Origin of the sequence: Mycoplasma testudinis ATCC 43263, assembly GCF_000687795.1 — a bacterium.
GTDB classification, from domain to species: domain Bacteria; phylum Bacillota_I; class Bacilli_A; order Mycoplasmatales; family Mycoplasmoidaceae; genus Mycoplasmoides; species Mycoplasmoides testudinis.
In genome coordinates, this window is the sequence record NZ_JHXT01000027.1 from 1 (window position 1) to 13,105 (window position 13,105).

The 13,105-nt window shown below is 29.9% G+C and carries 9 protein-coding genes; 5 read left to right on the plus strand and 4 right to left on the minus strand.

Annotation, left to right across the window (positions count from 1 at the left end; genetic code table 4):
• Positions 1–320: 320 nt before the first annotated feature.
• From T384_RS07100 to T384_RS0105485, 5 genes are read left to right on the plus strand one after another with little or no spacing between them, the layout of a single operon-like run.
• The gene (locus T384_RS07100; protein ID WP_027120158.1) at positions 321–1,289 is read left to right on the plus strand and encodes a glycosyltransferase family 2 protein; all 969 of its coding nucleotides are present in this window, start codon (positions 321–323) and stop codon (positions 1,287–1,289) included.
• 3 nt (positions 1,290–1,292) lie between these two features.
• A complete protein-coding gene (locus T384_RS0105470; protein WP_027120159.1) occupies positions 1,293–2,003 on the plus strand; it encodes an RDD family protein in 711 nt (236 codons plus the stop codon).
• A complete protein-coding gene (locus T384_RS0105475) occupies positions 2,003–4,198 on the plus strand; it encodes an ATP-dependent helicase (RefSeq protein ID WP_036499375.1) in 2,196 nt (731 codons plus the stop codon). The genes T384_RS0105470 and T384_RS0105475 overlap by 1 nt, the downstream gene beginning before the upstream one ends.
• A gap of 1 nt (position 4,199) precedes the next feature.
• Positions 4,200–4,814: a 5-formyltetrahydrofolate cyclo-ligase gene (locus T384_RS0105480; RefSeq protein WP_027120161.1), complete on the plus strand. Its 615-nt coding sequence runs from the start codon at positions 4,200–4,202 to the stop codon at positions 4,812–4,814.
• A gap of 1 nt (position 4,815) precedes the next feature.
• Entirely contained in the window at positions 4,816–5,673 is an 858-nt protein-coding gene (locus T384_RS0105485; protein WP_027120162.1) for a TIGR00282 family metallophosphoesterase, read from the plus strand.
• Here T384_RS0105485 and T384_RS0105490 read toward each other — a convergent pair.
• From T384_RS0105490 to tig, 4 genes are all read right to left on the minus strand, one after another.
• Entirely contained in the window at positions 5,670–6,641 is a 972-nt protein-coding gene (locus tag T384_RS0105490; protein ID WP_027120163.1) for an ABC transporter ATP-binding protein, read from the minus strand. The genes T384_RS0105485 and T384_RS0105490 overlap by 4 nt on opposite strands.
• Complete coding sequence (locus T384_RS0105495; protein ID WP_027120164.1) at positions 6,641–8,719, minus strand: ABC transporter permease; 2,079 nt, start codon at positions 8,717–8,719, stop codon at positions 6,641–6,643. Before T384_RS0105495 ends, T384_RS0105490 begins: the two co-directional genes overlap by 1 nt.
• A 152-nt stretch (positions 8,720–8,871) precedes the next feature.
• The gene (lon, locus tag T384_RS0105500; protein WP_027120165.1) at positions 8,872–11,247 is read right to left on the minus strand and encodes an endopeptidase La; all 2,376 of its coding nucleotides are present in this window, start codon (positions 11,245–11,247) and stop codon (positions 8,872–8,874) included.
• 109 nt (positions 11,248–11,356) lie between these two features.
• The gene (gene tig / locus T384_RS0105505) at positions 11,357–12,697 is read right to left on the minus strand and encodes a trigger factor (RefSeq protein WP_027120166.1); all 1,341 of its coding nucleotides are present in this window, start codon (positions 12,695–12,697) and stop codon (positions 11,357–11,359) included.
• Positions 12,698–13,105: the final 408 nt, after the last annotated feature.

Here is a 13,105-nt window from a genome sequence, read left to right on the forward strand (position 1 = left end):
TAAATTGGTCCATTACTTTTCGATAATTTTCAGATTTAGGTGGTTTTGGAGTTATTTTCTTTGCCATCTTGTTAATCATCCTTAATTAATTATTTGAATTTTAACACGATGCCAATTTAACACACTTATTTCATTACTACCTACGCAAATCTTATGAAAATAAAAATTCAAATTTAAAAACAACTCAAAGTGCACAAATAAAATAGAAAATCAAATGTTGTTTCTAGTTTATATATAAAATACATAATTAAATAATATAATTTATTATCTTATTACTCATTATTTTATTTATTTTATTAAGCGTTTCCAGGAGCTTACGAATGCCGAAAATTTCAATTATTTATCACTTGTATAACACAGTCAAAAATCTTAAAAATTCGCTTGATTCAATCATTAACTTAGCTCAATCAAAAGATGTTGAACTAATTGTAATTGACGATTATGCCTCTGACAAAGTTCGAGAAATAATTAACGAAAAAGATTTTATAGACGGCAAAAACATCCGCTACATCTCCACTTCTCAAAATATGGGTCACTCATACTCATACAATCTTGGAACACAAATTGCTCGTGGTGAATACGTTTACTTTGCTGGTTCAGAGTATTTGCTTGATAAAAAATTTGTTTCAGTAATTTCAAAAACGGTTGATGAATATGAAAAACCTGACATTATTATTTTTCAAGAAACATTGCACCGCTATTTTGAAAATAAATCAGATATTGATTTAACAAAAAGCCATGTATTTGATCAATTGTCTTCTGATATCATTTTGCAATCTGAAGGTATTATATTTAACAAAATTTATCGCAAAGATTTTTTATTAAAAAATAAAATTCAACTAGTTGAAAGTCACTTCTATACAGGATTATTTGTTCTAGAAACTCTTGCCAAATTCAAAAAATATGTTTATATTCCAGAAACATTAATAACTTTAGTTAAAAATTTTAAACCCAGTTTTAATCTCTATGACTTATTGTTTCAAATTGAAGAATTTTATGATTTGTCTAAACGACATAATTTAACTAATAAATCTTATAGTCAAGTCTTAGAATTTTGAGCTATTAAAATTGGATTATATGATTTTATCAATTTCATAATTTATTCTGATTTAAAGCAAAAAGAACAAGAAATAGCCTTAAATGCTGCTTGAAAATTAATAACTAAGATTTATCCAAAATATTACGAAAACAAATATTTATTTGGAATTAAACAAGATAAGTGAATTAATTATTTCACCAAGTTCAAACCTAAATTATCTTGAGTTGAAAAAGAATTTAATACTAAGTAACTTATGAAGATTCGTACAGAGTTTAACAATCAAAAAATGCTATATCCATTGGCTATGCCGTGGACTCGTTTTTTTGCTTCGTTACTGGATGGAATCACCACAGTCATCATAGGTGTAATTATTTATTTTTTAAGTGACTTAAGTAAAGATTTTACAACAACAATAATTTTAACCATTGTACTTGGATATATTGTTTTTATTGTTTATTTTTTAGCAATTCCTTATTTTACAAGGGGATACACTTTATTTCGTTACTTATTTAAGATTAAATTAATCGAGTTGATAGATTTAAGAAAATACTTTTATCATCTATTTCTACATGACTTATTTGTATGAATTCATTTTTCAACTTTAACCCTAATTTATATGTTTATTACCATCTCGCTTCCGGCAGCACAACAAGAAAAATTTTTCACAGACTTATACAATCAAAGCCCTGATAATACAAATATTGTTTCAATTGTGTTTCGTGTTTTGTATTCAGTTGCTGCAATTATTTCAGTAATTTTATTAATCTACACTTTTTTACGAAAAGGTAACCGAAATCTTCAGGACTTGCTAAGTTGAACAGCAATGATTTCTTTGAATAAACCTACACCAGAAAATAAAAATAATAATTTTAATCCCAAAGGCTGAAGACCGGTGAAGCCGCGTTATCATTTACCTGGTGAAATTGATCCTGATGCACTCAATGATTTGGATGATCACGAATAATGATAGATTTAAAATTATTAGGACTAAATCCTGTACAAGAAAACGCAGTTTCTCATACTGAAGGACCGACATTAGTAATTGCTGGTGCAGGAACTGGAAAAACTCGAGTCTTAACTGCAAGAATTATTTATTTGACACAAAATCTTGGATTTGATCCATTTCGGATTTTAGCTATTACTTTTACCAATAAAGCCGCTCAAGAAATGAAAAATCGAATAAAAAAATATTTACCTAATACAGACTTCCCATACATTCATACATTTCATGCATTTTCATTGCGTTTGTTACGCGAAGAAATTCATTTACTCGGGTTTTCAAACAATTTTCATATTATAGATGAAATTGAACAAAAAAATATTGTGAATGAAATTTACCGGTTAAATAAATTAGATAAAACTATTCTTAATATCAAAAATGCTTTATATTACATTGATGCCATTAAGTCCGCTAATGATAATCCTGACGATTTCGTTAGTCTCATTAAAACTAAAGAAAAATTAACTGTGGAACAATGTGAAATTATTAAAAGTGTTTTCAAAAATTACCAAAACTATTTAAAAAAGCAAAACCTAGTTGATTTTAATGATTTATTAAATTTCACTTATAAAATTTTGCTAAGTCATCCTGAAGTTTGCCAAAAATGGGCATCAAGATTTGATTATATTTTAATTGATGAATTTCAAGACACTAATGAAATCCAATATGAAATAGTTGATATGCTTGCGCAGAAGCATAAAAACATTTTCGCTGTAGGAGATCCAGATCAATCAATTTATTCATGACGTGGAGCAGATGCAGCAATAATTGAAAAATTTCAAGACGCATACGAAGACGTTAAAACTTTTGTTTTAGAAGAAAATTATCGTTCATCACAACAAATTTTAAATGTTGCAAATGATTTAATTGCCAATAATCACGCCCGAAACAAAAAGCAATTAAAATCAACAAGAACTAACGGCAATGTTGTTAAGTATTATATTGCCTCATCACAGGACTTGGAATCAATTTGAATCTGTAAGCGAATTAAAGAACTTGCAGATAAAGGTGTCCGTTACGAAGATATCGTGATTTTATATCGTTCTAATAGTTGATCAAGAAATTTAGAACACGCACTTATCCAATCAAAAATTCCTTATTACATTTACGGTGGTTTTAAATTTTATCAGCGAAAGGAAATCAAAGATTTAATTTCTTACTTGAAAGTTATTTCTTCAAAAGATGAAGTAAGTTTAAAAAGAATTATTAATGTCCCAGCTCGAAAAGTTTCAGAAGAATCAATTGATTTAATTAATGATTATGCCATCAAAAATAATATGAAATTTTATGATGCTTTAAAAGACATTGATAACATTGATATTTACAAACCAGCCAGAAAAAATATTTTAGATTTATATTACCAACTTGAAAATTGGCGCCAAAAACCAAATACCAAAATTTCATTACTTTTAAAAGACATTTTAGAAAAAACGAATTATCTTAAACAATTTGATCCAACAGATGAAAAAGATCGACATGATAATATAGATGAATTAATTGCTTCGGTTCAAACTTATGAACAATCTAATTCCGAAGCTTCCCTCAATGATTATTTACAAGATATTCAATTATATACTGCAAGTGATGAAAAACACCAACGTAATTCGGTTCGCTTAATGACAATCCATTTAGCTAAGGGCCTTGAATTTGATTATGTTTATGTATCGGGTTTAGTTGAAGGAATTTTTCCAGCATTTAAAAGTATAAATGATCAGAATGAAAAAGGATTATTAGAAGAACGTAGAGTATTTTATGTTGCCATTACACGTGCTAAAAAAGAATTAACCATTACCACGTCATTAGGTTTTAATTTCGATAATAGTGCTCGCGAAGTATCAAGATTTATGAATGAAATAAAAAACGAACATTTAAATACAATTGGCTCGCAGTATATTCCAACTTATAACCCAAATAAAAATAATTTAAAAAGTTGGGATTATGATAATTCATGATATGATTCAAGGTTACCGAGAAAATACAACGAGAGCAAAACACCTATTCCAGATTTTTACGAAGGTGAAGTTGTCGTCCATACCATTTTTGGTGAAGGAGTAATTCTAGCAGTTCTTAATAGAACAGTGAAAATTGCTTTTAGTCCAAAATATGGTGTTAAAGAAATTTTGAGCGTGTCACCAACGCTGATTCGGAGACTTAAATAAAATGACATCCAAAATTAATCCGTGGCATTTATCCACACAAGATATTGAACTAAATCAAAAGATTCGAAAAACAAACCTTATATTAAGAAACCAACTTTCGATGACAGATAAATACAATTATGATCACTCTATCTATCAAACGGTTATAAACTATTTTCAAAGAAATCACTTTACTAAAATTGCTTGTTATTGACCGACTGAAAAAGAAGTTGACACAATTGCATTAATCGACTTCTTTTTAAATTCCCAAGATCCTAAATACGTCGTATCGTTGCCACAAGTTATTTCTAAATCCAAAATGATTTTTAGAAAAATCGAAAACTTTAATTTTCATTTCGAAATGTTTAAAAATATTAAACAACCAAATAAAAAGAATATCATTGTTAATTCTAATGAAATTGAAGTTATGCTCGTTCCGTTATTAGCATATGATGATAATCACTATCGTTTAGGGTATGGAATGGGTTATTACGATCATTATTTAGCAAAACATAAAAGTAATACAAAAATAATTAAAATTGGACTAGCTTATTCTTTTCAAAAATCCAATCTATTTTTAAAACATGCAAATGATGAGCAATTAGATCTTATAATTAACGAAATTGGGGAATGTTAATATGAAAATTTTATTTCTTGGAGATATTTTTGGGAAAGCCGGAAGGGATATTATAAACCGCGAACTTCCATTATTAAAACAAAAATATAATTTGGATTACGTTATTGCAAATGCTGAAAATTGCACTCATGGTAAAGGCTTAAATTGAGAACATTATCATTTTCTAAAAAATGCTGGAGTTAATTTTTTTACAATGGGTAATCATACCTGAGCAAAAAAAGAAATTACAGAAATATTAAGTAAACAAAACGACATTATTAGGCCATTAAATTTGGATTCAAGCTTTCAACATTCGAACTTAGGATTGGGAACAGCTATAGTAAAAATAAAAAATGCCACGGTAAGAATCACAAATCTTTTAGGCCTATCTGTCGCTTTACCTTTTTCAATAACAAACCCATTTCATGAATTAGAAAGAATAATTAGTTCAGAAATCAAAACCGATCTACATATCGTGGATTTTCATGCAGAAACAACATCTGAAAAAAATGCATTCGGAATCTATTTTGACGGGAAAGTAAATGCTATCTTAGGAACCCATACACACGTTCCAACAAGTGATTTTATAATCACTTTCAGAAACACTGTTTATTGTACTGACGTTGGGATGTGTGGTCCAGGATACGGAAGCGTAATTGGAGCTCGTGCTGAAAACGCAATTGGTCGATTTCTCAATGAAAACCAACAATTCAAACTTGAAGTATCATCAATAGGTGCTCAATTAAACGGAGTGTTAATGGAATTTGATGATCATTCACATAAACCAATTAAAGTTGATCAAATTCGAATTATCAAACAAGATAAAGATAAATATCTTGCTTGAAAATATCATAATCCGTATTTAAAAAACAATCGCTAAGATTCAAATATTTTCTTGGTATCAACCGAGCCAATTTTAACAAACTGTTCATAAATTTCTTCAATTGAAAAATGGTATTCACTAAACCCTGTTAGTTTCACTTTAGCTGTAACTAATTTCTCTAAAATTTCGTTGGGACTAGTAGTATTATCAAATCAGACTGTGAATTTATTCGAGTCAAAATTATATTTATAAGTAATTTTCATTTCTTTGAAAAATTGTTCGCATACCTGATAAGATTCTGGCAAGATGGAAATAACATATTGCCCTAAATGATGTGTATACTTTTTTCTTATTTCGGCGATGCTTCCAGTCAATACTATTGACCCATTGTCTAATACAGTCAAACTATCTGCATAATTATCTATTTCGCTTAAAACATGAGAAGATAAAAAAATACTACTACCCTGATTTTGCAATTCCTTAATAATTTCGAAAAATTCAAGTCTCGCTTTAGGATCTAAATTTGCAGTTGGTTCATCCATTATTAAAAGTTTTGGATCAGTCAGTAATGCCTGAATTAAAACCAATTTCTTTTTTTGACCAGATGAAAAATTATTAGGTCTACCATCTCGTAAATTCATCATATTGAACTTATGTAAAAATTCAGTAATTTTTGTTTGGGCATATTTTTTCTCAAGCCCTGAAATCCGTGCCATCATTAACAAATAATCGAAAACTTTAAAATGACTTGGAAACCGTGAATTTTCTGGAATATAACCAATTGATTTCTTTGCTGCTGGTAAATTAGAATCAATTCCGTTAATTAATATAGATCCACCTTTCTTAGCATATGCTCCAATAATGCATTTAATAGTTGTGGTTTTACCTGCTCCGTTTGCTCCAATAAAAGCATGAAATTGTTTCGGATAAACACAAAAATTTAAATCTTGGATTGTGGGCACTTTTTTATGTAAAAATTTTTTGGTTAAATGTTTAACATTTAAAATCGGCTCAATTTGATTCATTATTTTATGTCCCTGTAAAAATAGATAAAACTAATTCCAATAAATAACCCAAAGGCAATAACCACCATTGTGGTAATAATTGCAGAAGGTGGAACAATCGGAACACTTTTAATTAAATAAACTGAATTGACTTGATTTTGCTGAACAGGAAATAATCCTAAAGAAGTTCGGTAACGAACCATACCAACGTCTAAACGCGCTGTTGAAACAAGATTCAAAAGATAAATACTAGCGTAATTATTAAAGAGAACGAATGAATAAATCGCACTCAGAGCAGTTTTTTTAATATTATCAGAGAGCAAGGCAGAACTTGTAAACTGATTAATTAAATTTTGAGGTAAACCCAATAGTTTTGATAATAAAACTAGAGCATTATTTACATCTGTATTATTCAAACTTAGAACCATTGGATTAACGATTTTTTCTAAAAGTTCGTTAAAGAAACCAGAAACTTTTTCAAAACTTTGTCGAATTTGACCAATTTTTGAAACGAAATCAATTGTTGATGACGCTTGCAATAACTCATTTTGAGCTTCTTGGGAGATTTGTCTAATGGTATCTAAGCCATAAAATAAATTTATTTTTTGTTGCAAGACGTTTTTGCCAAAAACAGCATTGTTTTTGTCTTCTACTTTATTTTCGAAACTATCTCGAAACGTTACCATATTATTTGGTAAGGTAATACTTTGAAAAAGCTGTAATAAATCATTCATAAATTGTTGTTCGGTTGTGCTACTAGTAATATTTGCAAACGGATTCACTAAACCAGCAGAATTACTTCCGGCTGGTGGGTTTGTCAATAAAGATAAACTGTCAACTGCATTTATTAAAGTTTGATTAACTACAGTCAAATTATTGGGATCAAAAGCAAACATCTCGGGAGTTGCATTTTCAGATTTAGTTTCATTAGTAATTGGATTAACTAAATAACGATATGAAGCTGACGGAATAAAACGCGACAATAAAGAAGTTGTGTCTCGAGACGGTGCAGGTAAAAAAACTATTTGTGAACGAAATGCAGCCGGGATAATTGAAGTATTGTTAGAACTAGGATTATTATTGCTTATTAATTCGGGAGTATCAAAACCCAAACTTAAGTGATAAAAATCATTGATATTGATTTTGTCTCCAATATTTCACTTGGCATTCGGTGGAGACAAAGCAATATTGGCATTATTATAAGTCGCTAAGCCATTTAAATTGTATAGTGAATTTACCATATTTCCTATATTCAAATAATATGAATCGTAGTAAAAAGTTTGATTGCTAGCATTATTATAAGCTGTTTTAATATCGGTAAAATTAGTTGCGCCAAATGTTGATTGAACTTGATAAACGATATTAGAAGAATGGTCTGATGCATTTCCGGGTTTTTTTGTCTCAACTTCTTGTTGAACTAAATTAATTCCCTGATTTGAAAGAATTTCATAGGGTGGTGAAAAAAACAAACGTGATAAAGTCGTCATTAAACTTAAAATTAAAGTCACTGTGATAATAATTAAATTTGTTGCATACTTATGCAAACGCATCGACAGCAAGATAGCAATTGAAGCAAAAAATAAACCATTAACAAATGTCCCTGTAAAAATACCAGCGACTAAATCACCAACTAAACTCTTATCCATTCTGGGGACAGCAAAAGTAAATAGTCCGACAAAAGATGAAATCAAACTGAAAAAAATACTAACTATCACTAACAATAAAAATTTAGCAAGCACATAATGTAAACGGCCGACAGGTTTAGCTATGATTACTAATTCAGTTCCATTATCAATCCCATCACGAAAAACATCCAACGAAACTGAAGAAATTAATAATGCTGCAATTGGCATGATAAAGGAAACTACGTAAATAATTGGATTATTTCAATACCCAGCAGGAGATGCGTCAAGAATTAAGGGAATAATAACCAATATTAAAAACAAAACAAGAACATAAACCACAAACAGGAGTCAATTAGTAAAATGTCTTGTAACCACTTTAAACAAGAATAAAAAATACGCTCAAAAAATCCGATTTTTTTTGAGAAAACTATTTTCTTTCTTTGTAACTTGAAAAATTTGTTTTTTATTGATCATGAATGGTTAGCTAATTAATAAATTATATATTAATGAAATTAACGTGAATAATTTGTGATTTGGATGTAATGCGGTCAACAATTAAATAAAAAATCCCCGGTCCGAATATCAGACTGGAGATTTGTTAGTAACTTTAGTATAAAACTATGAAACTATTTGAACAAACGTTTGTAAACATCTTTGTATTTTTTAACAAAAATGATTGTCAAATCATCTTTAATTTCTTTTGGAACTTCATCTAAATAACGTTCATCTTTTTCGGGCATAAAGATTGTTCTAACACCACCACGATGCGCGGAGATAGTTTTTTCTTTAACACCACCAATAACAAGGACTTTTCCTCGTAAAGTAATTTCACCAGTCATCGCTACTGTCGGGTCAACTTTTTTACCGGTTAACGCTGAAATAATGGCTGTAGTTAAAGCGATTCCAGCACTCGGTCCATCTTTGGGAATTCCCCCAGAAGGAACGTGAATATGAATATCAGTAGTTTTAAATATTTCTGGATCAATGCCGAATTCTTTAGCGTTTGATTTAACATAACCTAAAGCCACGTTGGCAGATTCACGCATGGTTTCTTTCAAGTTTCCAGTAATGACGATATCACCTTTACCAACTGAGTGAGTAACTTCAATTGGCAATAAATCCCCACCTGAAGAAGTGTAAGCCATACCGTTAACGATTCCTGGAATCGCATCTTCATCACGGGTTGTATAGTCAAATATTTCTTTTTTCAAATAATACTTGACAGCTTTAATGTCAATTTTTTGATTCTCGATTTCACCTTTTTGTGAGCGTACTAAGAACTTTCTAGCAATTTGTTGAATTGTTCGTTCTAATTGGCGGACACCAGCTTCACGTGTAAAATGTTTAATGATATAACTGATAGCTTCATCTGAAAAAGATAATTCTTTTGTGCTTAATGAAGCATTTTCTAAAGTTCTTGGTACAAGATAATTTTTGGCGATTGCAAGTTTTTCATTTTCTGTGTAACTTGTTAATTCAATAATTTCCATTCTATCATACAAAGCTTCAGGAATACCTTCGGCATAATTTGCAGTAGCAACAAACATTACTTTTGATAAATCATAATCTTCTTCAATATAGTTATCATTAAACTTATTGTTTAATTCAGGATCTAAAACTTCAAGTAAAGCACTTGCGGGGTCACCATGGTTATCACTTGTCATTTTGTCTATTTCATCTAACAAAAACAACGGATTAACAACCTTTGCCTTTTTCATTCCCTTGATGATTCGCCCAGGCATAGAACCAATGTATGTTTTTCTGTGGCCACGAATTTCAGATTCATCGTGAACCCCGCCTAAAGACATCTTGACAAATTCTTTGCCTAAAGATTCAGCAATTGATTTTGCAAGGCTTGATTTACCAACCCCAGGAGGACCAACTAAACACATAATCGGTCCCTTAATTTTTTTAGTTCGCATTAAAACGGCTAAATACTCAATAATCCGTTCTTTAACCTTTTGAAGTCCATAGTGGTTTTTGTCAAGTGTTTTTGAAACTTTTTTAATATCTTCGTTATCTTTACCTTCTTGCCATCATGGTAAATCTAGTAATCACTCAACATATGTCCGAATGATGGAATTTTCTTGTGAATTCATTGTCGATTCATATCGATTCAATTCACTGATAATTTTTTCTTTAATATATTTTGGATATGGGTTGTTATTAACTTTATCGCGCAATTCAGAAACATCATCTTCTTTAGTGCTGATGTCGCCCAATTCTTCTTTGATTGCTTTTAATCTTTCGCGTAAATAAAATTCACGTTGTTGTTTATTCAAATTGTCATTAATTTTTTTGGTAATTTTACGATCAATTTGTTGGAAATCACTATTTTTATCATCTGGTGTCGCTTTTTGATCAGCAACTTTTTTAGCATGATTTTTTAAAAAATCAACAATTACGTCAAGGCGTTTAGTAACATCTAATGTGGCCAACAAATTTTGTCGTTCAGCTACTGTAAATCCATCAATAGCATTTGCTAAAATGTCAGACAACTTATCTGCATCTCCAGAAAAAACACCAATGGTTCGATTGGGATTATCTGTTTCTTCTTTAGATTCATTAATTGCCGATAGAATTGATGTGTCTAAAAAACCAAAAATATCACGAATTCTTTTACTATTTTCGTTTTGACTTACGTTAGTTGATTTTAGCGTTTCATATTCAATGACTGGAGTAGCAGATAGATGGTTATATTTTCCTAATTGAACCCGTTGAATACCTTTAACAGTTAACTTTGTGGAAGCAATTCCAGATTCAGCTGCATCTTGTGGTTCCATTTTTTGGATTTCACAAAGTGTTCCGATTGGATAAATATCCTTATTAGTAGGTTCTTCTATCTCGCTAGAAATCTGAGCCGTAATAATAATGTGTTTATTTTTAGTTTTGAAAGCACCTTCAATAGCTTCCAAAGATCGCTTGCGGCCTACATCGATTTCTTTTACACAATTTGGAAAAACAATAATTTCTCGCGAAATTAATAAATGTGCTTTTTTCATATATTTTTATTAATACCCTTTCTATATAAAACAACTCATACAAAATCTTATTTATTTGTGAATAATTATAGCACAAATTAGCACTCTGCTAATAAAAGTGCTAATTTATTTATTTTTGATTATTGACTAAGAAATTTGTAACTTTATCCATCGTTAATAAAGAATTTAGTTGATCACTATTTTCTTTGATTTGTTTTTTTAAATTAATCCGATGTTCGTCGGCTTTTTTATCTTCAGTTACCGGAAGGACTTGTCCCAAGTACTTATCAATTTCAGCATCAATTTCTTGTTCGGTTGGTTCAAGTTTATTAACTTTAGCAATTTCATCAACTGCTAAAACAAATTTAACTTGTTTGATTGAATTTTCACGAAGGGATTCTTCAAATTTATCCATTGTTGTGTTTTGCATCTTTAATGCTTTTTCTAGAGTCATTTTAGATTGTTCTAAATTTCGATCAATTTCGTTGCGTAAGCGTTTAATTTGTTCTGTTATTAATGATTCTGGAAGATAATTGAATTTTGTATTATCTGCTAAATAGTTTAAAATAGCCACATTATTAGCGTTTTTGATACGTTGATCAATGCTGTTAGATAAAGATTTCTTCACGTGATCTTTAAATTCTTGAACGTTATTGATATTCTTTAAACTTAAATCTGCTGTTAGTTTCTTAACATATTCATCATTTAGTTCAGGATATTTAATTGATTTGATTGCTTTGACAGTTACTTTAAAGGATACTGGCTTTCCTTTTAAATCAACTGCATGATAATCGTCTGGAAATTTTAAATCTAAAACTTTTGTTTCGTCTTTTTTGACGCCAATTAGTTTGTCTTCGAAACCATCAATAAATGAGCCAGATCCAATTTCTAAATCAAAATTTTGAGCAGTTGCTTCAGGTAAAACTTTACCATCTACTTTTCCTTCAAAATCAATTGTTGCTAAATCGCCTTCGCTAACAACACCCTCTTCTTTTGTAACCATTTCGGCATCGCTTTTCATTCATGTATGAATTTGTCGGTTAATATCGCGTTCACGGACTTCCATTGGTTTTTGAATTCCGGGAATTTCTTTTAATTCAGGTAAAGTAATCACTGGGATAAGTTCAAAAATAATATTCACTTGCAAACCATTTTCGTTAAAATCTTTCAATTCAACCTTAGGGTTTTCAACAATTACTTCTTCATCATCTTCAATCAGTTTATCTTTAATAATTGCATCAAAATTGTTTGCCAATACCTTGTTAGCAGCTTTTTCATAAACTGGCAACATATTGACATGTTCTTTTGCCTTGTCGGCTGGAACTTTACCTTTTCTAAAGCCGGGTAACGAAACGTTTTTAATGGCGTTTTTAATTTGGATTTCAACCTCTTTTTTTCAGCTGTCGCCTTCTAGGCTAACTAAAATTTTTAGAGATGTGTCATTTTTTTGAGATTCAATAATTTTATACATTATCAGCATATCCTTCAAGTTTTTAGATTCTTGTAATATAGTATTTTATAACAAAATAAATGATTATATAAATATTTATATAAGTAGATTTCATAAAAAAAATAGGTGGTAGAGGAAAATTCTGGCAATCAGAATTACTCAATCACCTATTTTTTGACGTTTAAGGTACAAAAAGTACACAAAAAAATCCCTTGATTGTTGCCAATCAAAGGAATTTGTACTATCATTAATTTGTTCAAAAAAAATGAAAGGTTAGTACGATGCAATTTTACATTTTTAAAAAATATCTTAATAATAAATCAATCCTGAAATTTAAAGAAGACGCAAACGAACTTATTAGCGACTTTATAAATCTCGATGAATTCAATATAACTAAAATTCAAAACGAAGATCAAGGACCTGCTAATT